Source organism: Serinicoccus chungangensis (assembly GCF_006337125.1).
Taxonomy (GTDB): Bacteria; Actinomycetota; Actinomycetes; order Actinomycetales; family Dermatophilaceae; genus Ornithinicoccus; species Ornithinicoccus chungangensis.
Map to the genome: position 1 here is coordinate 3,147,677 of NZ_CP040887.1, position 23,279 is coordinate 3,170,955.

A 23,279-nucleotide genomic window follows, 5' to 3' on the forward strand; every position below is an offset into this window, starting at 1 on the left:
CTTCAGTCGGTGAGGCGGGGGCTGCGGTAGGGCAGGGCGTCGGGTCGGCCGCAGCGCCACACGGCATACACCTGGACGGGGTGTCCCAGCTCCCGGGCGACGTGCTCGTCGATCGCGGCGGCCGTCCGGGGCTCGTCCAGCAGCTCGCTGAGCGGGTGCGCGGACCAGCCGCCGCGCTCCCCGGCCAGCCAGCAGGCGAGCAGCTCTCCGCCCAGCGGTCCGAGCTCGTCCGGGGTGAGCCCCGGCGCCGCCCACAGGGCGAGCACCGCGCCGCGAGGTCGCAGCTCGCTCGCCCGCGCCACCCAGCGGTCCAGGCGGCTGACCTCGAGCGCCCGGCGCAGGGGCCCGGCCGACGTGAGCAGCGCGAGGCCGCGCGCCTCGGCCGGGGAGAGCCCGAGCGCCGTCGCGCTGAGACCGTCCAGGTCTCGGCGCGGGTGGCGCGGCGACAGCCGCAACCAGCTCGCCAGCTCGGTCGCGGCGGGGCCGGTCAGCGTGTGCGCGGTCGCACGGGGGAGGAGCTCGGTGACGAGGTCGTCCGGCAGCTCGAGCAGGCCGACGCCCTCCTCGAGCCCGGCCGTGCGGGCGATCTCGGCGACCTGGCACGGGTTGGGACGCTGGGGGTATGCCGTGCGCGCCGTCGCCCGCGCGTGCAGCTCCGCGACCGACCAGGTCGGCGCGGCCCGCCCCCGTCCCGCCGAGGCCGGTCGCCGCTGCGGGTGACGAGCCCCCGTCCCGCCGTCCGGGCGGGCACGCAGCCGGACCACGGCGGCCTGGCGGGCGCCGAGGTCCACCCCCCACGTGACCTTCGCCTCCAGGCCGAGGTCGGCGGCCACCACCTCCAGGCTGAGGGCCAGGGCGCCGAGCGAGAGCAGGAGGTCGCGGCGGCCGGCGTCGGCGACGGGCAGCTCGCGGTCGGCGTGCCACCCCAGCACCAGCGTGTCCTCGTCCAGCGCCCGCACGTCCCACGGCTGGGTGTTGTGCGCGCTGGGGGCGCGGCCCCAGTCGTGGGCGCGGGCCAGCAGACGCACCGCCGGGCCGCCCGGGCGACCGCCGTCAGCCCCCCGGCCCGGGTCGCGCCTCTGCTCGCCGTCGCCCTCTCCGTCCGGCCCGGCCTCGTCTTCGCCGCGCGGCGGACCGCTCGCACGACGGAGGTCCCCGTCGTCCGTGCCGCGTGGCTCGACGCCCACGTGCACCGGCCGGGTGTAGAAGCAGGTGCCGTGCAGCGGCCTGCCGCCCATGGCGACGAACTGCGCCTGGGACCCGCGGTTGTCGTCCTCGACGAAGGTGACGCGGAGCGCGCCGTAGCCCCCGGCCTGCAGACCCTGCAGCAGCTCCCGGGACAGGTGGCGCATGAGCCCCTGACCGCGCGCACCCGGCACGGTCCCCTTGATGATGAGCACGGCGTCGCGGCGGTAGCGCCGCCGGGTCGCGAGCAGCCGCACGGCGTCGACCGGCCCGAGCCGGCCCCCGGTGGAGCGGACGAAGTCGGTGAGGTCGGGCACGACCAGCACGAAGGCCACCGGCTCCCCGTCGAGCTCGAGCCACAGCAGCAGGCGCTCGTCGAGCAGGTGCGCCAGCCCGTCGGTCGCGGCGGCCAGCTCGTCGGCCTCGATCCGGGTGAAGTAGCCGAGCTCGGCGAAGGAGGCGTTGAGCATGTGCCGCAGGACCGGCAGCTGCTCCTCCAGCTGGCTGCGGTCCGCGTGCCGCAGCACGACCCCCGGGGGCAGCGGGCCGCTGCCGAAGAGCGAGGTCGGGTCCAGCGAGGCCAGGTCGGGACAGATCCAGGTGGACCCCGTCCAGACCCGCTCGAACCCGGCCGCCTCCCAGTCCCGGGCGTAGTGCGGCGGGCTCCACGGCCCGTCGAGGAAGCCCGGCTCCTCCCACCCCGAGGTCACCACTCCGCCGACCTGGTTGGGCAGCAGCGAGACCGGGCCGAGCAGGCGGGTGCGCCCGCGCTGCCGCGCCAGGTCCTCGGCGTACTCGACCATCGCGACCAGGGCAGCCTCCCCGGCGAACTCGGTGGCCCCGAGCAGCAGCGTGCGCTCGCCGAGCTTGTGGTCCATGCGGTCGTCGGTATGCAGCGTCGTGCGCCCGTGGACCACGCCCCAGGGGTCGCGCACGAGGTAGAGCTGGACGGCCCCGTGCGCGTGGTGCGGGCCGTTCCCGGTCCACCACGAGTGGACGGTGCTGTGCCACAACGGCACCCCGTGCGTCTCGCGCCGGGTGCCCCACGGCGGCACCCGCAGGAACTCGCGCAGGTCGGCGCGGGTGCGGACCGGCTCGACGCGCAGCACGGTGCCCCCACCGGAGCGCCGGCGGACCACCGGGGGACCGACCTCCTCGCGGCCCACGGGCGTGAAGCGCTCGACGTGCGCCATCCGCCCGTCCTCGGCCCGCCACACCCCGTTGCTGTAGCCGTCCGGGTTCGCCTCGTGCACCTGGACCACGCACCCGGCCACGTCCTGCACCCGCCGGCGCGCGTCCGCGCCGGCCGCGGTGTCGACATACCAGGCGATGACGCCGGTGCGGCGCACCCCGGCGCGCAGCCACTCGCGCCGCACCGGGTCGGCGTCCTCGAGCGCCCGGGCGACCGAGCGCAGCCACGCCCCCGAGGCGCGTCCCCGGGCCGGCTCGACGGTGATCATCACCGCGGCCCGGGCCAGCGGCGGCGCCGCCGAGAAGTCACGGGTGCGCACGACCGGCCTCCTCAGCCGCACCGCGCCGCTCGTAGACCCGGATGTAGCCCCCGGTCGCGTGCTGCGTCCCGTCGGTCACCCACTGCATGAGCTCACGGTGCACCCCGCTGCGGGCGAAGCGCAGGAGGTCCTCCCGGGTGGTGAAGTAGCCGATGGTGCCGAGCGTGAACGGCGGGTCGAGGTAGACCTGGTGGTGCACGTACCCCGGCATCCGGCGCATCTGGTCGACCATCGCCCTCCAGCGCGGCCCCAGGCGCAGCCAGGCCACCGGGGACGTGTAACGCGTCGCGCCGACGAAGACCGCCCCTGCGCCCTCCATCAGCCCGCGGCACCCGGGCGGAGGTAGACGCGCTTGAGCGTGTCCGGCATCGCGGCGAACGGCCCCGTGCCGGCGTCGTGCACCCGCACCTCGATGTCGTCGCTGCGCTCGCTCTCCTCCAGCGACTGCGCGAAGTCGCGGCTGGTCCGCGCGAGGTAGTCGACGACGCCCGCGCGCACCCCGTCGGCGAGCGCCGCCCGCTCCCCCGCCCCGAGCCGCACGTCCTCCCGCAGCTCGAGGTGGATCGTCGGCTGCTGGCGGGTGGCGTCCTGCTCGACGTCCTCGAGGGTCAGGGTGAACGAGCCGATCTGGGCGGCCCGCCGCGGGTCGGTGTAGAGACCGTTCTCGACGTCCTGGGGGTAGATGTTGGCGCCCATGAAGGAGATCGTGGCGTCGGCCCGGCCGAAGAGCAGGAGCAGGGGCAGCTTCATGCCCTGCTTGACGAAGGCCTCCCGGGCCGGCGCCTGCCACTCGGGCTGGCTGCGCAGCACCGCCGCGAGGTCGTGCCAGTCCATGAGCCGGGCCTCGTCGCCGATGTTGTAGCGCAGCTTGGGCGAGAGCACCGCCGTCGAGGTGAGCGTGCACAGCAGCTCGCCCTCGGGGGTGGTCTCGAGGTAGGTCTCCAGCGGGTTGTACTGGAAGATCATCGGCGTCCGGGTCTCGCCCGGGCCCAGCACGGCCTCGCGCAGGTCGTGGTCCTCCAGCAGGGCGCGGCGCAGCCACACGGTGAGGTCGGTCTCGCCGCCGATGCCGATGGTGAGGTCGGACGCGCCGTAGCCGGAGCGGACGGTGAGGAAGCGCTCCTCGCAGTAGTCGCGCAGCGCCTCGGTCATCCCCTCGCCGCCGACCAGGCCGTGCATCCGCCAGGCCGGCCAGTCCCACCCCTCGGCGTCGAGCCGGTCGCGCAGGTCCTTGAGGAACGGTGGGTAGGCCGAGACCAGGTAGGTGAAGCCCGGCCCGAAGTGGCGCATCGTGTCGACGATCTTGTCGAGGTCGGGGCCGGTGTTCTTGACCATGGCGATCTTGGCCATGGCGATGCCGGTGTTGGTGCCGGTGGCCCAGGCGCCCATGGAGTAGGCGTTGATGACGAAGAGCCGCTGCTCGTCCCGCATCATCAGCGCGGTGAACCCGGCGACGTTGCGGTGGATGTCGGCGAGCTCGTCGCGCCCGCGCACCCAGTTGAAGGGGGTGCCGGAGCTGCCCGAGCTCTCGTCCACGAGCGTCCCCCTCAGCTCCAGGCGACCGGAGCGCGTGCGGGAGGTCTCGTCATACCGCTGGACGTAGCCCTTCTTGTCGGTGGGCGGGTAGTTCTCCAGGTCCCACCAGCGGAAGCGCCAGTCGTGCTCGGCGAGGTGCTGACGGTATGCCGGCACGTGCAGCGAGCCGAGCTGGCAGGTCATCCAGGCGTGCAGGCGGGCGAAGTCACCCATCCACGGCTGGTAGTGCGTCGCGGTCAGCCGCCAGGTCGCCGGGTGCACCTTGTAGAGGCTGTAGGTCGTGCTCAGCGCACGCGTCCCCGCCTTGAGCGCACCCCGGCGCGCGGCCGTCAGCGGCGTGCTCATCCAGACCGACTCCCCCAGGCCTCTCCATCCCATGGCCGGGAACTCTAGCGCCTGAGTCCGGCGGACGGGGTCCGCGTCGCGATCCCGCTCGACAGCTCCTGACGCCCGGGCGCACGGCCTCGCTCGGACACCAGCGCGGACCCCACCTGGTGTCGTACGATCCCCCCGAGGTGATGGTGGGCGTCGTCGGCCGCCTGGTGGTGCCGGCAGGCCCGGCACAGGGGAGGGAGATCGCGATGGTCGCTACCCGCAGGAGCGTCCTGCTGGCCTTGTCCCTCGTGCCGCCGGCCATGGCCGTCCCGGTCGGGACGGCCGCCGCCGCGGTGCAGCCGTACGTCAGCCTGCGCCGTCACGTCACCCCGGCCCACTTCGAGCAGGCCTCGCGCACCGCCGTGGTCGTGGAGAACCGGTCCGGCCGAGCCCACCTGAGGTTGGCGTCGAGCGGCCTGCTGACGGGGCGGGACGCCACGCTGACCGGCACCTCCGCCCCCTACTACTACGGTCGCCTGACCTCACCCAAGACCACGTCGGCCCAGCCGTTCGACAGGATCATCACGTCCTGGAACGCCGTGACGCCGGCGGGCACCTGGGTGAAGGTGGAGGTCCGCGCCTACCGTCCCGCCGAGTCGCGCTGGACGAGGTTCTACACCATGGGGGTCTGGGCGCAGGGCACGGGAACGATCAAGCGGCACAGCGTGGCGGGTCAGGGGGATGCGGACGGCTCCGTCGACACGGACGTGCTGAGGCTCATGGGTGGGGCGGTGTGCACCCGGTTCCAGTACCGGCTGACCCTGTGCACGACCGACCGGACCGTCAGCCCCGGTGTGGACCTGGTGGCCGTCATGACGTCGAACTCGGCCAAGGAGGGGGCGGGGCTGCCCGTCTACTCGGACCGGCAGGCCTGGGGGCGCGACCTGAACGTCCCCCGGCGCTCGCAGATGATCTACCCGGACGGCGGGGAGGTGTGGTGCTCGCCCACCTCCGTCTCCATGGTCCTGGCCTACTGGGGCACGAGCGTCACCGTGCCCCGCGCGGCGGCACGCACCTACGACTACACCTACCGGGGCCACGGCAACTGGCCGTTCAACACCGCCTGGGCCTCCACCTACGGGCTGGAGGCGTACGTCACCCGGATGGGCTCGCTCGCCCAGCTCGAGGAGTGGATCAGCGCCGGGGTGCCGGTCGTCATCAGCATCGCCTGGAAGAGAGGGGAGCTCAGCGGCGCGCCGATCCCGTCCAGCAACGGGCACGTCGTCGTGGTCCGCGGCTTCGGCAGCAAGGGCGACGTCATCGTGAACGACCCCGCGGCGTCGAGCGATGCCCGGGTCCGCGTGGTCTACCGGCGTCTGGAGCTCTTCCGGGTGTGGCTGAAGTACTCCGGTGGCACGGCCTACCTCATCCACCCACGCCGCCACGCCGTCCCGACCGACAAGCGCCACGGCAGCTGGTAGCCCCGGACCGGGGGCCGGCTAGACCCAGCCCTCCGGACCGGCCGAGCCGGCGGCATACTCCTCCAGCGGCACCTCGTCCGCCTCCCACGCGTCCAGGACCGGCTCGACGATGCGCCAGAGCTCCTCGGCCTCGTCGCCACGGATGGTCAGCAGCGGGTTGCCGTCGAGGATGGCCCCGAGGATCTCGCCGTAGGGCAGCATCCGGGCCTTGCCCAGCTCGGCGGACAGCTCCTTCTGCTCCAGCTCGAAGGGGTCGCCCTCGGCGTTCATCGACAGGTCCAGCGACACGCTGCCCGGCTTGAGCTCGAGCACGAGCCGGTCCGGGTCGGGGGTGTCGGTGAGCCCGAGGGGCACGTGCGCCGGGGCGCGGAAGGTCACGACCACCTGCTTGGACGCCGTGCCGAGCGCCTTGCCCGAGCGCAGCACGAAGGGCACCCCCGCCCAGCGGGCGTTGTCGAGCTGCACCGTCAGCTGGGCGAGCGTCTCGGTCTGGCGGGTCGGGTCGACCCCCTCCTCCGCCACGTAGTCGGGGACCGTGCGGTCGCCGAGTTCACCGGCGACATACCTCGCCCGCCGCGACGCGGCGACCGGGTCGTGGTCCCACGGCTGGGTCGCGCGCAGCGCCTGCGCCTTGAGGCCTCGGATCTCCTCGGCGTGCATCGTCGCCGGCGCCTCCATCGCGAAGAAGGCGAGGACCTCCAGCAGGTGGCTCTGGATCATGTCCATGAGCGCGCCCGCGTGGTCGTAGTAGCCGGCCCGCCCCTCCAGCGCCAGGGTCTCGTCGTAGCAGATGTCGACCCGCTCGATGTGCTCGGCGGACCAGATCGGCTGCAGCAGGCGGTTGGCGAACCGGATGCCGATGAGGTTGAGGATCGTGTTGACGCCGAGGAAGTGGTCGATCCGGAAGATGTCCCCCTCGGGCACCACCCGCAGCAGCTGGCGGTTGAGCTCGCGCGCGGACTCCAGGCTGTCGCCGAAGGGCTTCTCCAGCGCGAGCCGGGTGCCCTGCGGCACGGTCAGCTCCTCCAGCAGCGCGCACACCTTGACGGTGACCGCCGGCGGCAGGGCGAAGTAGAGCACGACCGGCTCGTCGACGGCGTCGAGCAGCGCCTGCAGCTGCTCCCGCTCCAGCAGGTCGGTCCGCAGGTAGGTCGCGCCGCTCACCACCGGCTCGGCGACCTCCTCGGGCACCTCGGCCTCGGCGAGGCTGTCGCGGACCCTGCCCCGCCAGTCCTCGTCGCTGAGCTCGAGGCGGTCGGCGCCCAGGACCCGCACCTTCCGGTCGGTCTCCTCGCGCAGCAACGTCCCGAGCCCGGGCAGCAGCAGCCGCCGGGTCAGGTCACCGGAGGCTCCCAGGATGAGCAGCGTGGTGGTCTGGTCGGCCATGCGGACGTCCTTCTTCCCTCGGGTATGACGCGTCCGCGCCAGTGTGGCACCTCGGGGTCAGAGCTGCGTGCCGACCAGGGCACCGATGGCGTAGGTCACGGCCATGGCGGTGAAGCCGCCCAGCACGTTGCGGGCGACGGCCCGCGGCCGCGGCGAGCGGCCCAGGGTGGCGCTCACCCAGCCGGTGAGCACCAGGGCGAGCAGCACGGAGCACACCGTGACCGGCACCCGCCAGGCCAGGGGCGGGGAGATGATGGCGAGCAGGGGCAGCAGGGCACCCAGGGTGAAGGCGACGAGCGAGGCCCAGGCCGCGTGCCAGGGGTTGGTGAGCTCGTCGGGGTCGATGTGCAGCTCGGCCTCCGCGTGCGCCGCGAGCGCGTCCCGCTCGGTCAGCTCGACGGCCACCTGCTGCGCGAGCTCGGGCGAGAGCCCCTTGGCGCGGTAGATCTCCGTGAGCTCGACCAGCTCCTCCTCGGGCATCTCCTGCAGCTCGCGACGCTCCAGCTCGAGCAGGGAGCGCTCGCTGTCGCGCTGGGTGCTCACCGAGACGTACTCCCCCACGGCCATCGACATGGCCCCCGCCGCGAGACCGGCCAGCCCGGCGGTGAGGATCGCCGTGCGGTCGGAGGTCGCCGCAGCGACACCGATGACCAGTCCGGCGGTCGAGATGATCCCGTCGTTGGCGCCCAGGACCCCGGCGCGCAACCAGTTGAGCGTGCTCGCGGTGGTGCGCGGCTCGGCGTGCTGCAGGGGTGTCCCGACCATGCCTGCAGCATCCTCCGCGTGTCCCGGACCCGCCAGGACGGTGAGGCTTCGCTACGTCGGCAGGCGGCAGGCCGGCGTGGCGTTCAGCGGGTGAGGTCGGCCTCGCGCCGGCCGCGGTCGGCCCGCGGCCCCACGTGGTGCCGGTGCACGAGCAGCGAGACGCCGAGCACGACCAGGCCGGCCACCGACAGCGCGGCGCCGACGAGGGCGGGCGCGCGGTAGCCGTAGCCCGCGGCGATGACCAGCCCGCCGACCCAGGCGCCGAGCGCGTTGGCGACGTTGAGGGAGGCGTGGTTCATGGCCGCGCCCAGCGTCTTGGCCGGACCGGCGACCTGCATGAGGCGCAGCTGCAGCCCGATCACCCAGGCCGAGCTGAAGAGGCCGATCGCGGCGACGGTGACCATCGCCGGCACGAGCGCCCCGGAGCTCCAGAAGAAGACGAGCAGCGCGGCCGCCGAACCGGCGCCGGTGAGGACCAGGGTGCGCAGCACCGACCAGTCCCCCAGCCGACCGCCGAGCCACGTCCCCACGACCGACACGACGCCGTACACGAGCAGGAAGACGGGCACCCAGCTCTCGGCGAGACCGGTGACGTCGGTGAGCGTCGGTGCGATGTAGGAGTAGGTGGCGAACATGCCGCCGAAGCCGATGGCCCCGATCGCGAGGGTGAGCCAGAACTGCGTGCTCGTGAAGGCGCGCAGCTCGGCGCGGCGCGAGCGGTGCTGGTCGCGGGGCGTGCGCGGCACCCACAGACGCACCAGCACCGCGGCGACGAGGCCGATGACCGCGACCGCCCAGTAGCTCACCCGCCAGCCGAAGACCTGACCGGCCCAGGTGCCGAGCGGCACCCCGACGAGCAGGGCGATCGGGATGCCCAGCATGACCGTGCCGACCGCGCGGCCGCCCCGGCCGGGAGGGGCCAGCGAGATCGCGACCAGCGAGGCCAGACCGAAGAAGCCGGCGTGCGGCAGCCCGGCGACGAAGCGGGCGGCCACGAGCGTGCCGAGCGTGGGGGCGAGGGCCGCGGCAGCGTTGGCCAGCGCGAAGAGCAGCATGAAGCCGACGAGGACGGCGCGGCGGGGCAGCCGGGCCGCGCCCACGGCGGCGACCGGGGCACCGACGACCACGCCGAGCGCGTAGGCGGAGATGGCATACCCGGCGGTCGGGATGGACACGTCGAGACCGGTCGCGATCTGCGGCAGCACCCCCATGGTGACGAACTCGGCGACCCCGATGCCGACGCCGCCGAGGATGAGGGCTGCGAAGGCGAGGGCATGCCGCCGCCCGCCCGCGTGCGGGCGCTCGGTGACGGTGGGAGCGGTGGCGGACAGGGTCGACAAAGGAGGCCTCGGGTCTGAGGGGCACGACGGTGGGGGGTGTCCGCACCTCCGGCGCGGACCTCTCCAGCCTAACCCGGGCCCACGCCCCCCGTTCCCAGCCTTCCTGCACCGGACCGGCATGAGGGCCGCACCGGACGGGCGGTGCGGGCGGAGGGAGGGTGCAGGCGCGGGGTCAGCCGCCGACGGCCTCGGCGATCGCGACGAAGTTGGCCTTCTGCCCGCCGTCGCTGCGGGCACCGAGGGAGGGGTCGCAGGTGATGAGCGCGATCCGCGCGACGTCGTCCTGGTCGCCCCAGACCGCGTCGCTGCGCTGCAGGCCCTCCTTGGAGATCTGCTGGGTCGCGGTGACCACGAAGTCGCGGGTCCCGCCGTGCCCGTAGCCGACGGTGATGACGTCGCCGTCGCTCACCTCGGCCAGGTCGTAGAACACGTCCGGCTCGTCGTAGTAGGTGACGTGCGCGGCGATGACCGCCGTCCCCACCTGACCGGGGACGACGCGCCCGGACCCGGCGTACCAGATCGCCTCGCCCTGGTCGGGGTTGATGGTCCCCTGCGGCGTGAGGCCCTCCGGCGCGACCGGCTCCTCCGTCAGCCCCGCCGCCGGCACCGTGACCCACGCCGGAGCCGCCTCGCCCTCGGCGTGGACGGGTCGCCCGTCGGTGCCCTGGATCGCCCCGACCGCCTGCACGGCGATCGCGCTGACCCCGAGCGTGCCCACGAGCAGCCCGGTGGGCAGCAGCAGGCGGGCGTTCACGGTCGGCTCCGGGGAGGGATCAACCCTGGTCGCGCTGCGGCTGGCGACGCAGCCCCACGGCCGCGGCGCCGGCACCGGCGACCGCGAGCACGGCGCCGCCGACGAGCAGCGGCGACAGCCCGGCCTCACGCAGCGGCCCGTCGGTCTCGACCGCGGGACCGGCGGCCTGCACGTCCTCGTCGGCCTGGTCCTGCCCGGCCTCCTCCGCACCCGCGGCCCCGTCGTCACCCGCGGCGTCGTCCCCGGCCGCAGCCTGGTCCTCGGCCGCGGCGTCACCGTCACCCGGCTCCTCGGGCGCGGGCGCCTCCTCCTCGGCGGCCGCGCTGCCCTGGCAGAGGGTGATCTCGCGGATGACCGCCCCGCCGTCGCTGCCGTAGGTCTGCCCGTAGACCGGGTTGGCGATCTCGACCGCGCCGTCGTCGGAGGTGAGCGTCAGCGCGACCCACTCGTTGTCACCCTCGAGGTATGGCCCGTGCGTGGCCTCGTCGAGGTACGTCGCCGTCGCCGTGCCGGGCATGGCCATGACGTCGCACCGCACGTCGTCGTAGGTGTCCGCCAGCTGGTCCTCGTCGACGGCGAGGGCAGGGCCGGCGGCCAGTGCCGTGAGCGCGGCCGCCCCGGCCGCGACGGTCAGCGTCCGCAGGGTCGTGGTGCTCATGAGGGTCCTCTCCGCAGGCATGCGGTCGTGCGTGGTCGGGAGCCGCCCGGCGTGCGGACGATCCGGTCACACAGGTCACATCTGTCACATTCGACGCTTCCGCACCCTAGCGACGGCGTCGCCGACCCCGAGTCACCTCGGGCGGCGTGTCGCCGAACCCTGGGGCGGGCCGGTGCAGGTCGGCGCGGCCGGGGGCCGTCCTCAGCGGGCGTGCACCAGCGCCACGAGGGTGGCCCCCTCCTGCGGGAGGTGGCTGCGCGGGGTGACGACCGTCGCCACCCCGTCCTGGACGACGAACATGAGGACGGCGTCGGGCTCGCGCTCCCGGAAGTCGTCGAGGGTGTGCTGGGCGGTCAGCCGGGTCTTGCGCACCTGCATCCCCTCCCGGGTGGCCGTGTCCAGCTCGGGTGCCGACATCGGCGGGGAGAAGGCGACCTGCGCGGTCAGCTTGCTGGCGGTCTGCTGCTTGGCCTTGGCCTCCGACAGCGTGCCGCCGCCCCCGCCGGAGCGGTCCCGGGGCTGGGACCGCTTCGGCAGGGACTCGCCCTGCCGCCGGAGCTGGTAGGTGTTGGACTGGCCGAGGGCGTGCCCGAACTCCCGCGCCGCCGTCGAGTTGGTGTCGTCGTCGTGCGTGGCCGCGACCAGGGAGCCGAGACCCGCCAGCTCCATGTCCTCGACGGCATACTCCGACAGGATGTGCGTGCGCTCCACCCGCAGCCCCGCCATCCGCGCCTGCGCCACCTCGGCCGGCGCCAGCGAGACGAGCAGCGTCGGCACCTTGAGCTCGGTGAGCAGCCCGGCGGCCTGCCGTGCCCACAGCGGCGCCCCGGCGAAGAGGACGCCGTTGGGCGTCGTCGTCGCCAGCCCCAGCCGCTCGGCCAGACGCCCCACCCCCAGCCCGTAGACCGCGACCGTCACCACGATCGTCACGAACACCAGGGGCACCAGGTCGGCGGAGGCGATCACGAGCTGCTCCAGCCGCTCCGCCGAGGCCTCGAGCGCCAGGCTCTCCCGCGCGTCCTCCCCGCCCAGGGCCGCCAGCGAGCGTGCCTCGTCGGCCGCGTGCTCGATCTCGAGCGCGAAGATGCTCGTCACCGCGGCGGCCACGATGCCCCGCGGCGCCATGAAGGCCAGCAGGGTGCGCTCCTGCCGCGTCGCCTCCGTGCCCAGCAGCCCCAGCGCCACGGACGCGGGGCGCACGACGAGCAGCAGGAGGAGCACGAAGACCGCCGCGGTCGGTGCGACGGCGACCACCTCGGCGGGGCTGACCCGCCCGGCCAGCAGCACGAAGAGCGCCCCCACGATGAGCACCTGCAGGTGCTCCTTGAACTCGCGCACGTGCTCCAGCCGCAACCCCGGCCGGTTGGCGAGGTAGATCCCCAGCATCGTCACGGTGAGCAGGCCGCTCTCGGACTGCAGCTCGTTGGAGATCACCAGCGACCCCACCGCGACGGCGAGGAAGGTCACGCCCTCGAGGAAGTCCGGGATGAGGTGGCGACGCATGGCCACCTCCAGCAGGACGCCGAAGAGCAGCGCGAGCACGGTGGAGATGACGACCGTCCGGCCCAGCGTGAGCGCGGCGGTCGCGAGCGCCCCGTCGGGGCCGCCGACGATGATGGCCTGGAAGACGAGCACGGCGAGGATCGCGCCGATGGGGTCGACGACGATGCCCTCCCACCGCAGCATGGAGGACACCCGTCGCGTGGGGCGCAGCTGGCGGATGATGGGGGCGATGACGGTCGGGCCGGTCACCACCAGCAGCGCCCCGATGAGCAGCGCCAGCTGCCACTCGACCCCGGCCACGATCGCGGCGAGGGTGGTGAGGGCCCACGCGAGCAGCACCGTGACGGAGCAGAGGCGGACGACCGCTGCGCTGAGGCCACGCAGGTCGCGGAACCGCAGCGACAGCGACCCCTCGAAGAGGATGACGCCGACGGCCAGGTTGACGCCGGCGAAGAGCAGGTCGCGACCCAGCACGGTCTCGGGGCTGACGGCCTGCCCGAGGCCGAACCCGGCGACCAGCAGCAGCAGGATCGACGGCACCCGCAGCCGGTATGCCGCGAGCTGGCACAGGATGGCGACCCCGAGCACGAGGGCGAGGTACGGGGCGGGCGGCACCCTCGAAGTCTGCCAGCACCCGTGCGTCAGCGGCGGTCACCGGCGCGTCGGGGCCTCCCGGCCTAGGCTGCCGACATGACCCTGTCGGCCCGGCTCGCCGCCGTCGTGGACGCCCTCCCGCTGCACCCGGGCATGCGCGTCCTCGAGATCGGCGGGGCCCCCGGCGCCGCGGCCCGCGAGGTCGCCCGGCGGATCGGCGAGGGCCACGTGCACGTCGTCGACCGCTCCGCCGCCGGCGTCCGGCTGGTCGAGCGGACCTGCGCGCGGGAGATCGAGGCGGGGTTGCTGTCGGTGCGGTGCGTGGACGTCGACGACCTCGACCTGGGGGGCCAGCAGCCCTTCGACCTCGCGTTCGCCTGTCGGGTGGGCGTCCTCGACGGGCGCCACCCGGGGGTGGTGGCACGGCGCCGCGTCGCGGCGGTCCTCACCCCGGGCGGCCGCCTCTTCGTCGACGGCGGCGACCCGTTGCGCGAGGTGGACCTGCGCGCCGCTGGCTAGCCTGGGCCTCGTGGTGGAGCAGGCGGACGACGAGGTGCTGCGCGCGGCGGTCACCGGCGTGTATGCCGTCCCGCCCGCCGAGTTCGTCGCGACCCGCACGGAGTGGGTCGCCCGGCTGCGCTCGCAAGGGCGGAAGGACCTGGCGAAGGAGGTCGGGGCGCTGCGCAAGCCGAGTGTCGCGGCAGCGGCGGTCAACGCCCTGGTGCGCGCGGAGGACCCGGCCACGGACCGGCTGCGCGAGGTCGGGACCCGGCTGAGGCACGCCCAGTCGGCGATGGACGCGAGCGGTCTGCAGGGCCTGCGCACCGAGCGCGACGCGGTGCTGGCCGCGTGGGTCGCGGCCGCGCGCCGGCACGCCCCGGTGCCGCTGACGGCGGGCGGCGAGAGCGAGGTCCGGGACACCGCGGTGGCCGCGCTCGCGGACGCCGACGCGACCGCCGTGGTGCTCAGCGGCACGCTGACCCGGGCGCTGGCCTACAGCGGGTTCGGCGAGGTCGACGTCGCCGACGCCGTGGCCCGCACGAGCACCGGGGTGGTGCTCACCCGCATCGAGGGAGGGGGCGCCGAGGGCGAGGGCGGCGTGCCCGGTCCGCCCGACCAGCCCGAGCCCGACGAGCCCGAGGAGCCCGACGACAGGCTGCCGCGGCTGCAGGAGGAGCTGGAGAGCGCCGAGGCGCAGGTCGGCCGGGCGCGCGAGGCCCGGAAGCAGGCTGCCGCGACGGCGGGCCAGCGGCAGGACGAGCTGGAGGTCGCCCGGTCCGGGGTGGAGCAGGCCCGCCGCCTCCTGGCCCAGGCGGAGAAGCACGCGACCACGGCGCAGGGACGCGCCGACCGTGCCCAGGAGCAGGAGGACGCCGCGGACGAGGAGCTGGCGGCGGCCCGCGTCGCCCGGGACGAGGCCCGCCGACGGCTCGAGGAGGCCCAGGACGCCGACTGATGCGCCGGCGGTCGGTCAGCCGCGCCCGGAGTCGAGGCGGCGCACCACGGCCCACACGGCCGGGAAGATCGCGGCGGCGATGCCGGCCTTGATGATGCCGGGCACGATGAAGGGGGTGATGCCCACGGCGGCGATCGCGGCCAGGTCGCTCATGCCGAGGATGCCGGCCATGTAGGGCACGCCGACGAGGAAGGGCGCGGCGGTGGCGAGCAGGAAGCCGACCATGGCCAGCCCGACGTGCCGGTCCCACGCGCGCTCCGCGGCCCAGCCGGCGATGGCGGCCGCGGCGACGAACCCGATGATGAACCCGAACGACGGGGCGAGGAGGTAGGCCGGTCCGCCCGCACCGCCGGCGAAGATCGGCGCGCCCGCCAGGCCCGCGAAGAGGTAGGTCGTCAGGGCCGCGGCACCCCGCCGCATCCCCAGCGCCGACCCGACGAGCATGACGCCCAGGGTCTGGCCGGTGATCGGGACCGGGCCGATGCGGAGCTCGACGAGGGCCAGCAGCGAGACCACGACCACGCCGCCGGCGACGAGCCCGACGTCCGTGAGGACCCCGCGCCGCGGCAGCAGCCGGTCGGCGAGGACGAGCGAGGGGGTGTGGGACGAGGCGGAGGCGGTCGACATGGGGCACAGGATGCCACAGGCGCACCGGCGCGGCGGGCCACCACGACCGCCGCCGCGGACCTCGGGCGACTGGCACCCCGGTGACGTCACGTCATACCCTGGACCCGCACTGGCGCCGGTCACCGCCCTCCGGGGTGGCCGGCGCGATGTCGTTGCCGCCCCTGTGAGACCCCGACGAAGGACACTGCATGAAGATCGGCCTGCTGACCTCGGGTGGTGACTGCCCCGGCCTCAACGCCGTCATCCGCGGGGTGGTCCTCAAGGGCGACCGGATCTACGAGCACGAGTTCGTGGGCATCAAGGACGGCTTCCGCGGCCTCGTCGAGGACGACATCGTCCCGCTGCCGCGCAAGCGGGTCCGCGGCCTGTCCAAGGTCGGCGGCACCATCCTCGGCACCTCCCGGATCAGCCCGATCCGCACCGGCGGCATCGACCGGGTCAAGGAGGTCATGGACAAGCACGAGATCGACGCGCTCGTGGCGATCGGCGGCGAGGGGACGCTGACCGTCGCCCGCATGTTCCACGACGAGGGCATCAACGTCGTCGGCGTGCCCAAGACCATCGACAACGACCTCTCCGCCACCGACCGGACCTTCGGCTTCGACACCGCGGTGTCCATCGCGACCGAGTCCATCGACCGGCTGCGCACCACCGGGGAGGCCCACTCGCGGTGCATGGTCGTGGAGGTCATGGGCCGGCACGTCGGGTGGATCGCCCTGCACGCCGGCATCGCCAGCGGCGCGCACGCGATCCTCATCCCCGAGGTGCCGGTGGCCACGGACCAGCTGTGCCAGTGGGTGCAGAACGCCATGGACCGCGGGCGCGCGCCGACCATCGTGGTCGCCGAGGGCTTCACCTTCGCCGGGGCCGAGCAGGTCGCCAGCGACCGGGTGGACGGCTTCGGGCGACCGCTGCTCGGCGGGATCGGCGAGGCGGTGACCCGGGCCATCGAGGAGCGCACCGGCATCGAGACCCGCAACACGACGCTGGGCCACCTGCAGCGCGGCGGCGTGCCGAGCTCCTACGACCGGGTGCTGGCCACCCGCTTCGGCACCGCCGCGATCGACTCGGTGAGCGCCAAGAAGTGGGGCACGATGGTCGCGCTGCAGGGCATGGACATCGTCAACGTCAACCTGCGCGACGCGACCAGCGAGCTCAAGATCGTCCCCCGCGACCAGTGGGACGAAGCCGCCATCATGTTCGGCTGAGCCCGGGACCGCACGAAGACGCCCCCCCCCCCCCCCCCCCCCGCGCCGGCCGGAGTGGGGGGCCGCAGCACCCCCCTGACGCCACGTCAGGCGGGCTTAGGATCGGGGTATGCCCGTCGCCCCCACCCCGTCCAGCTCGCCCGGCGCGTCGCCGGGGGCCACCGCACACCCCTCCGCGACCCTCGGGCCGCTGCCGACGGCGAGCGACATCGAGGAGGCCGCGCGGCGCATCGCGGGGCGGGTCGGGCGGACCCCCCTGGAGCGTAGCGTCCGGCTCTCGGAGCAGACCGGCGCCTCGGTGTGGCTCAAGCGGGAGGACCAGCAGCCGGTGCGGTCCTACAAGGGCCGGGGCGCCGCCAACCTCATCGCCCAGCTCGACAGCGAGCAGATCTGGGCCGGGGTCGTCTGCGCCAGCGCCGGCAACCACGCCCAGGGCGTCGCGTACGCCTGCGCCACCCTGGGCGTCAACGCCCGGATCTACCTGCCCGCGAACACGCCGCGGCAGAAGCGCGACCGGGTCGCCGACATCGGGGGCGACTGGGTGGACGTCGTGGTGGGCGGCCGGACCTACGACGAGGCCGCCGCCGCGGCGCTGGCGGACGCGCAGCGGACCGGGGCCACCCTCGTCCCCGCCTTCGACCACCCGCACACCATCGCCGGGCAGGGGACGATCGCCCGGGAGATCAGCGAGGACCTGCCCGACCCCCCGGACGTCGTGGTCGTCCCCTGCGGGGGCGGCGGGCTGCTCGCCGGGTGCCTCACGTGGTTCGGCGAGCACGCGCCGCAGGTGCGCGTCGTGGCGGCCGAGCCGGCCGGCGCCGCCAGCATGATGGCCGCCACCCGTGCCGGTGAACCGGTCGCCCTGGCCGAGATCGACCGCTTCGTCGACGGCGCCGCGGTGCAGCAGGTCGGGAGGCACACGTTCGAGGTGGTGCGCCGGCACACCCCTGAGCTGGTCGCCGTGCCCGAGGGCCGCATCTGCACCGAGATGATCCGGCTCTACCAGAGCGAGGGCATCATCGCCGAGCCCGCCGGGGCGCTGGCGCCGGCGGCGCTGGAGGGCCTGGGCGACCTGAGCGGTCTCACGGTCGTCGTCGTGGTGTCGGGCGGCAACAACGACCTGCTGCGCTACCCGGAGGTGATGGAGCGCTCGCTCATCCACGAGGGCCTCAAGCACTACTTCCTCGTGGACTTCCCGCAGGAGCCGGGGATGCTGCGGCAGTTCCTCAACGAGGTGCTGGGCCCGGACGACGACATCGCGCTGTTCGAGTACATCAAGCGCAACAACCGCGAGACCGGCCCGGCCCTGGTCGGCATCGAGCTCGGCGCGCGCGAGGACCTCGCGCCGCTGCTGGAGCGGATGGAGGCCAGCTCGATGCAGATCGAGCCGATCCAGCCGGACAGCCCGCTCTTCCGCTTCATCCTCTGAGCAGCGGCAGCGCGGGAGGCGCGCCCCGGCCCCGTCAGTGGCTCGCGCCGGCCTTCCAGTAGCCGCAGAAGCTGATCTTCCTCTTCGGTATGCCGTGACGCACCCAGTGGCGGCGGGCGGCGGTGGCGAGGTCGGACTCGCCGGCGACCCAGGCATACACCTCGTCGTCGTCGGGCACGGGCACCCGGCCCAGCTCGGCGAGGGCGGCCTCCCCCGGCCTGGCACCGGAGGTGCCGCGTACCACCCAGCGCACCTCGACACCCTCGGGCGCACCCAGGTCGTGGCGGTCGTCGGGGTGCGGCACCTCGACGACGGCGACACCGCACGCCACCCGGGGGAGGTCGCGCAGGACGCCGGCGAGCGCCGGCAGGCCGGCCTCGTCGGCGGCCAGGAGGACGGTCGCCTCCTCGGGCCCGGCGTAGATCGTGCCCTCGTCGATGATCGCGACCTCGTCACCGACCGCGCAGGTCTGCGCCCAGGTCGAGGCCGGCCCGGCCGTGCCGTCGGCGGCGCTGCCGTGCACCACCAGGTCGACGTCGATCTCCGGCCCCGGGCCGTGCACCCCGGTCTCGCGGTAGGAGCGGATGGTGTAGTTGCGGATGACCGGCCGCTCGTCCGCGGGCACGAGCATGAAGCGCGCGTAGCTGGCGGTGGTCACCGCCTCCGGGACGTGGCGCAGCGACTCCACGCCCCCGGTCGGCAGGAACAGCCGGAACCACTGGTCGAACCCCATCGGCACCAGGTCGGCGATCTGGCCGCCCCCCAGGGTCACCCGCGCGAGGGAGGGCGTCGGCCTCGAACGGGCCAGGACGTGCATCCGCAGCGGCCGGGCGTCGACCGGCTTGCGTCGGGTGACCTGCGCGCTTCGCCTGGCCATCAGCGGCTCCTGGTGCTCGACGTCGAATTGGTGCACACAGGTGCATCGTATATACATGAGGTCTGCCTTACCTAACCGACTTGAGGAGACACATGCGCACCTCCCGCACGGCGAGCGTCAGTCTCGCGCTGACCGCGACCCTCGTCCTCGCCGCGTGCGGGGGCACCTCCGGCGACGACGCGACCGGCGACGCGACCGACGAGGGCTCCGCGGCACCGGCCGACGCCGGCGCCTTCCCGGTCACGGTCCAGCACGCCTTCGGCGAGACCACCATCGAGGAGGAGCCCGAGCGGGTCGCCTCCGTCGCGTGGGCCAACCACGAGGTGCCGCTGGCCCTCGGCGTCGTGCCGGTGGGCATGAGCGAGGCCACGTGGGGCGACGACGACGGCGACGGGGTGCTGCCCTGGGTCGAGGACGCGCTCGCCGAGATGGACGCCGAGACCCCGGTCCTCTTCGACGAGACCGACGGCATCGACTTCGAGGCCGTGGCCGACACCGAGCCCGACGTCATCCTGGCCGCCTACTCCGGCCTCACCCAGGAGGAGTACGACACCCTCAGCCAGATCGCGCCGGTCGTGGCCTACCCCGAGCTGGCGTGGGGCACCACCTGGCAGCAGATGGTCGAGCTCAACAGCCAGGCGCTCGGGATGGCCGAGGAGGGCGACGCCCTGGTCGAGGAGCTGGAGGGCTACGTCTCCGACACCGTGGCGGAGTACCCCGAGCTCGAGGGCAAGAGCGCGATGTTCAGCTCGCACAGCACCGATGACCTGAGCCAGGTCGGCTTCTACACCACCAACGACCCCCGGGCGCTCTTCCTCGAGGAGCTCGGGATGACGACACCCGAGCTGGTCGCCGAGCGGTCCGCGGAGAGCGACACCTTCTACGAGACGGTCAGCGCGGAGAACGCGGACCTGCTCGAGGACGTCGACCTGCTGGTGACCTACGGCGACGACGCCCTGCTCACCCAGCTGCAGGAGGACGCCCTCGTGTCCGAGATACCGGCCGTCGAGGACGGCGCCGTCGTCATGCTGGAGAACGACACCCCGCTGGCCGCCGCCGCTAACCCCTCGCCGCTCGCGCTCGAGTGGGGCCTCACCGACTTCCTCGACCTGGTCTCGGCCGCCGCAGAGAAGAGCCAGTGACCGACACCCTCACCGCCGCCCCGCCGGACGCGCCTGCCCCCGCAGCGCGCCGGCGGGTCGGCACGCGGGCATACCGCGTCACGACGCTCGTCGTGGCGCTCGCCGCGCTGCTGGTCGCCGGTGTCCTGTCGGTCACCTTCGGCGCCCGGGAGATCGCGTATGCCGACCTCGTGGCCGCCCTCGGTGGCGCGCAGGACAACATCTCCCAGGCGGCCGTCGCCCAGCGCGTCCCCCGCACCATCCTGGCCATGCTCGTCGGCGCTGCCCTCGGCCTGGCCGGTGCGGTCATGCAAGGGGTGACCCGCAACCCGCTCGCCGACCCCGGGATCCTCGGGGTGACCTCCGGGGCCTCCCTGGCGGTGGTCGTCGGCATCGCCTTCTTCGGTCTGGGCACCGCCTCCGGCTACGTCTGGGTGGCGATCGTCGGCGCGGCGCTCGCCGCCGCCGTCGTCTACGCCATCGGTTCGATGGGCCGCGGCGGCGCCACCCCGCTCAAGCTGGCCCTGGCCGGCGCGGCCCTGTCGGCGGCCTTCTCCTCCCTGGTCAGCGCGATCCTGCTGCCGCGCATCCAGGTGATGGACTCCTTCCGGTTCTGGCAGATCGGCGGGGTCGGGGGTGCGACGCCGGAGAAGATCCTCGTCGCCCTGCCCTTCCTGCTCGCCGGCACGCTCATGTCGTTCGCCGTGGCCCGGGGCCTCAACTCGCTCGCGCTGGGCGACGACCTGGCCGCCGGCCTGGGCGAGCGGGTGGCCCTGACCCGCGCGCTGGCGGCGGTCGGGGCGGTCACGCTCTGCGGCGCGGCCACCGCGGTGGCCGGACCCATCGGCTTCGTCGGGCTGGTCGTGCCGCACGCCTGCCGGCTCGTCGTCGGCACCGACCACCGGTGGCTCCTCCCGCTCTCGCTGCTCGTCGGCGCCGTGCTGCTCACCCTGGCCGACGTGGTCGGACGCGTCGTCGCGCGGCCGGCGGAGGTCGACGTGGGCATCATCACCGCGCTCATCGGGGCGCCGGTCTTCATCATGATCGTGCGCCGGATGCGGGCGAGGGCGCTGTGAGCACGGCATACACGACCCGCCCCGACCCCTCCCCGCTGCGCGCGGGACGTCGGCGCCGTGCCGCGAGCCGGCGCCGGGCCGCCGCGCTCCTCGGGGTGCTCGTGCTCGTCCTCTTCGCGGTGAGCCTCATGGTGGGGCAGACGTTCTACGGCCCCGGGGAGGTGTGGCGGGTGGTCCTCGGGCAGGACGTGCCCGGCGCGTCCTTCACCGTCGGCACCCTGCGGCTGCCGCGCGCCGTCCTCGGGCTGGTCGCCGGGGCCGCGCTGGGGATGGCGGGGGTGACGTTCCAGACCATGCTGCGCAACCCCCTCGCCTCCCCCGACATCATCGGCATCAGCGCGGGGGCCAGCGCCGCGGCCGTCGTCGGCATCGTGGTGCTGCGGGTGGACGAGGCGCTGGTGTCCGGGATGGCGATCGTGGCGGCGCTGGTGACGGCGCTCGTCATCTACCTGCTCGCCTACCGCGACGGCGTCCTGGGGACGAGGCTCATCCTCATCGGCATCGGCATCGCGGCGATGCTGGACTCGGTCGTCGCCTACGTCATCGTGCGCGCCGCCGCGTGGGACCTGCAGGTCGCCATGCGCTGGCTCACGGGCAGCCTCAACGGCGCCACCTGGGGGATCGTCCTGCCGCTCGTCGTCGCCGCCCTGGTGCTCATGCCGGTCCTGCTCTCCCGGTCCCGGCAGCTGGACCTGCTGCAGCACGGCGACGACACCGCCAGCGCCCTCGGGGTGCGGGTCGAGCGCACCCGGCTGACGGTCATCGTGGCCGCCGTCGCCCTCATCGCCTTCGCCACGGCGGCGGCCGGGCCCATCGCCTTCGTCGCCTTCCTGGCCGGCCCCATCGCGGCGCGCGTCGTCGGGCCGGGGGGATCGCTCATGGTCCCCGCGGCCCTCACCGGTGCGCTGCTCGTGCTCGCCGCCGACCTGGCGGGGCAGCACCTGTTCGGCACCCGCTACCCGGTCGGGGTCATCACCGGGGTGCTCGGGGCGCCCTACCTCGTCTACCTGCTCGTCCGCACCAACCGCGCCGGAGGATCGCTGTGACCGACTCCCACACCCTCGTCGCCGAGGACGTCAGCCTCGGCTACGGCGACCGCACCGTCGTCGACGGGCTCGACCTCACGGTGCCCCCGGGCCGCATCACGACCATCGTCGGTGCCAACGCCTGCGGGAAGTCCACGCTGCTGCGCGCGCTGTCCCGCCTCCTCGCGCCCAGCCAGGGCCACGTCCTGCTGGACGGCAAGGCCGTGCACACCCAGCCCACCAAGGCGGTGGCCCGCACCCTGGGCCTGCTGCCCCAGAGCCCCATCGCGCCCGAGGGCATCGCGGTGGCCGACCTCGTGGCGCGCGGGCGCAGCCCGCACCAGCGGATGCTGTCCCGGTGGGCGGTCGCCGACGAGCAGGCGGTCGAGGAGGCGCTCGAGCTCACGGGGACGACCGACCTCGTCGACCGGTCGGTGGACGAGCTCTCCGGCGGCCAGCGCCAGCGGGTCTGGATCGCCATGGCCCTGGCCCAGCAGACCGACATCCTGCTGCTGGACGAGCCGACGACCTTCCTCGACATCTGCCACCAGATCGAGGTGCTCGACCTGCTCACCGACCTCAACCGCACCCGCGGCACGACGATCGTCATGGTGCTCCACGACCTCAACCTCGCCGCCCGCTACGCCGACCACCTCGTCGCGATGTGCGGCGGCCGGCTGCTCGCCGGCGGGCGTCCCGAGGACGTGCTCACCGCCGAGACGGTCGAGCAGGTCTTCGGCATGCGCAGCCAGGTCGTCACCGACCCCGTCTCCGGCAAGCCCATGGTGCTGCCGATCGGCCGTCACCACGCCGGCCAGCCCGTCGGGCACGCCTGAACCGCACAGGACGTGCGGCCAGGGCGCACAGGACGTGCGGTCAGGACACACAGGACGTGCGGTCAGGACACACAGGACGCACGGTGCGCACCAGACCCGTCCCGTGGGAATGCCGGCGCGGACGACGTGACGGCAGGAGCAGCGGCCTCGTGGCTGTCAGGCTGGGGGTCATGCAGCGAGTCCAGATCGCGCCGACCCGCACCTGGTACTGGGGCACGGTCGGCCTGTGGTCCCTCATCCTCACCGGGAACGTGCTCCGCCTGGTCGGCGGTGGCCGGGACGGCGCCGTCTGGCTGCTCCTCGACCTCGTGCTGGTCCTGGTCCCGGCCGGGTTTCTCGTCATGATGGTGACCGGTGCCCAGACGATCACGGCTGATGCCGACGGCCTGCACCGCCACTGGTTCTACGGCCGTCGCCTGGTCCCGTGGAGCGAGGTCACCGAGATCCGGCCGGCTCCCAGCTACCCGGAGCGGCTCGTCATCCGCGGCGAGGGCCGCAGGACGCTGGCCGAGGGCATGAAGCCGGCCGACGACGAGGTGGCGCTGCTGCATACCTGGCACGAGAGGGCGATCAGCGGCCTTTGACCGTCCTCACCG

General features: G+C 74.1%; 21 protein-coding genes. 10 read left to right on the top strand and 11 right to left on the bottom strand.

The genetic code is table 11. The features are described from left to right. Positions 1-2 precede the first annotated feature (2 nt). The 3 genes from FHD63_RS16335 to FHD63_RS14350 are packed head-to-tail and all read right to left on the bottom strand — an operon-like array spanning position 3 to position 4,610. Positions 3-2,696 (bottom strand): nitroreductase family protein, encoded by a 2,694-nt coding sequence (locus FHD63_RS16335; protein WP_202978385.1) that lies wholly within the window; start codon positions 2,694-2,696, stop codon positions 3-5. Beyond that, positions 2,683-2,964 (bottom strand): monooxygenase family protein, encoded by a 282-nt coding sequence (locus FHD63_RS14345; protein WP_139722628.1) that lies wholly within the window; start codon positions 2,962-2,964, stop codon positions 2,683-2,685. Before FHD63_RS14345 ends, FHD63_RS16335 begins: the two co-directional genes overlap by 14 nt. A gap of 50 nt (positions 2,965-3,014) precedes the next feature. Then, complete coding sequence (locus tag FHD63_RS14350; protein WP_139722629.1) at positions 3,015-4,610, bottom strand: phenylacetate--CoA ligase family protein; 1,596 nt, start codon at positions 4,608-4,610, stop codon at positions 3,015-3,017. A gap of 203 nt (positions 4,611-4,813) precedes the next feature. Between FHD63_RS14350 and FHD63_RS14355 the strand changes: the two genes are divergently transcribed. Next, positions 4,814-6,028 carry a peptidase C39 family protein gene (locus FHD63_RS14355; RefSeq protein WP_158296804.1) on the top strand — a complete coding sequence of 405 codons (1,215 nt, stop codon included), beginning with the start codon at positions 4,814-4,816 and terminating at the stop codon, positions 6,026-6,028. A gap of 18 nt (positions 6,029-6,046) precedes the next feature. Here FHD63_RS14355 and FHD63_RS14360 read toward each other — a convergent pair whose 3' ends face one another. The 6 genes from FHD63_RS14360 to FHD63_RS14385 all read right to left on the bottom strand — a co-directional run bounded on the left by FHD63_RS14360 (position 6,047) and on the right by FHD63_RS14385 (position 13,049). Further along, positions 6,047-7,414, bottom strand: a complete 1,368-nt coding sequence (locus FHD63_RS14360; RefSeq protein WP_139722631.1) for a glucose-6-phosphate dehydrogenase — start codon at positions 7,412-7,414, stop codon at positions 6,047-6,049. 57 nt (positions 7,415-7,471) lie between these two features. Continuing rightward, the gene (locus FHD63_RS14365; protein WP_139722632.1) at positions 7,472-8,179 is read right to left on the bottom strand and encodes a VIT1/CCC1 transporter family protein; all 708 of its coding nucleotides are present in this window, start codon (positions 8,177-8,179) and stop codon (positions 7,472-7,474) included. Positions 8,180-8,262: 83 nt separating this feature from the next. Continuing rightward, entirely contained in the window at positions 8,263-9,519 is a 1,257-nt protein-coding gene (locus tag FHD63_RS14370) for an MFS transporter (RefSeq protein ID WP_238705684.1), read from the bottom strand. 172 nt (positions 9,520-9,691) lie between these two features. Beyond that, complete coding sequence (locus FHD63_RS14375) at positions 9,692-10,273, bottom strand: class F sortase (protein ID WP_158296805.1); 582 nt, start codon at positions 10,271-10,273, stop codon at positions 9,692-9,694. Positions 10,274-10,292: 19 nt separating this feature from the next. Further along, positions 10,293-10,931 carry a hypothetical protein gene (locus tag FHD63_RS14380; protein ID WP_139722634.1) on the bottom strand — a complete coding sequence of 213 codons (639 nt, stop codon included), beginning with the start codon at positions 10,929-10,931 and terminating at the stop codon, positions 10,293-10,295. Between the two features lie 201 nt (positions 10,932-11,132). Continuing rightward, complete coding sequence (locus tag FHD63_RS14385) at positions 11,133-13,049, bottom strand: cation:proton antiporter (RefSeq protein WP_139722635.1); 1,917 nt, start codon at positions 13,047-13,049, stop codon at positions 11,133-11,135. A 75-nt stretch (positions 13,050-13,124) separates the two neighbouring features. Here FHD63_RS14385 and FHD63_RS14390 point away from each other — a divergent pair, with 75 nt between their 5' ends. Together FHD63_RS14390 and FHD63_RS14395 are read left to right on the top strand one after the other, a co-directional pair. After that, a complete protein-coding gene (locus FHD63_RS14390; RefSeq protein WP_139722636.1) occupies positions 13,125-13,547 on the top strand; it encodes an SAM-dependent methyltransferase in 423 nt (140 codons plus the stop codon). 10 nt (positions 13,548-13,557) lie between these two features. Then, the gene (locus FHD63_RS14395; RefSeq protein WP_139722637.1) at positions 13,558-14,484 is read left to right on the top strand and encodes a hypothetical protein; all 927 of its coding nucleotides are present in this window, start codon (positions 13,558-13,560) and stop codon (positions 14,482-14,484) included. A gap of 15 nt (positions 14,485-14,499) precedes the next feature. Here the strand turns inward: FHD63_RS14395 and FHD63_RS14400 are convergent, their stop codons facing one another. Next, the gene (locus tag FHD63_RS14400; RefSeq protein WP_139722638.1) at positions 14,500-15,111 is read right to left on the bottom strand and encodes a biotin transporter BioY; all 612 of its coding nucleotides are present in this window, start codon (positions 15,109-15,111) and stop codon (positions 14,500-14,502) included. Between the two features lie 188 nt (positions 15,112-15,299). Between FHD63_RS14400 and FHD63_RS14405 the strand changes: the two genes are divergently transcribed. After that, entirely contained in the window at positions 15,300-16,319 is a 1,020-nt protein-coding gene (locus FHD63_RS14405) for a 6-phosphofructokinase (RefSeq protein WP_139722639.1), read from the top strand. A gap of 109 nt (positions 16,320-16,428) precedes the next feature. After that, entirely contained in the window at positions 16,429-17,748 is a 1,320-nt protein-coding gene (gene ilvA / locus FHD63_RS14410; RefSeq protein ID WP_238705685.1) for a threonine ammonia-lyase IlvA, read from the top strand. Between the two features lie 34 nt (positions 17,749-17,782). On the opposite strand, the gene FHD63_RS14415 is transcribed toward ilvA, so the two are convergent. Next, positions 17,783-18,625: a siderophore-interacting protein gene (locus FHD63_RS14415; protein ID WP_139722640.1), complete on the bottom strand. Its 843-nt coding sequence runs from the start codon at positions 18,623-18,625 to the stop codon at positions 17,783-17,785. A 92-nt stretch (positions 18,626-18,717) separates the two neighbouring features. Here FHD63_RS14415 and FHD63_RS14420 point away from each other — a divergent pair, with 92 nt between their 5' ends. The 5 genes from FHD63_RS14420 (at position 18,718) to FHD63_RS14440 (ending at position 23,267) form a co-directional block, all read left to right on the top strand. Continuing rightward, positions 18,718-19,767: an iron-siderophore ABC transporter substrate-binding protein gene (locus FHD63_RS14420; RefSeq protein WP_139722641.1), complete on the top strand. Its 1,050-nt coding sequence runs from the start codon at positions 18,718-18,720 to the stop codon at positions 19,765-19,767. Continuing rightward, entirely contained in the window at positions 19,764-20,822 is a 1,059-nt protein-coding gene (locus tag FHD63_RS14425) for a FecCD family ABC transporter permease (RefSeq protein WP_139722642.1), read from the top strand. Before FHD63_RS14420 ends, FHD63_RS14425 begins: the two co-directional genes overlap by 4 nt. Continuing rightward, positions 20,819-21,868 carry a FecCD family ABC transporter permease gene (locus FHD63_RS16735; RefSeq protein ID WP_139722643.1) on the top strand — a complete coding sequence of 350 codons (1,050 nt, stop codon included), beginning with the start codon at positions 20,819-20,821 and terminating at the stop codon, positions 21,866-21,868. Before FHD63_RS14425 ends, FHD63_RS16735 begins: the two co-directional genes overlap by 4 nt. Next, positions 21,865-22,683, top strand: a complete 819-nt coding sequence (locus FHD63_RS14435) for an ABC transporter ATP-binding protein (protein WP_238705686.1) — start codon at positions 21,865-21,867, stop codon at positions 22,681-22,683. The genes FHD63_RS16735 and FHD63_RS14435 overlap by 4 nt, the downstream gene beginning before the upstream one ends. 170 nt (positions 22,684-22,853) lie before the next feature. Continuing rightward, the gene (locus tag FHD63_RS14440; RefSeq protein WP_139722644.1) at positions 22,854-23,267 is read left to right on the top strand and encodes a hypothetical protein; all 414 of its coding nucleotides are present in this window, start codon (positions 22,854-22,856) and stop codon (positions 23,265-23,267) included. Positions 23,268-23,279: the final 12 nt, after the last annotated feature.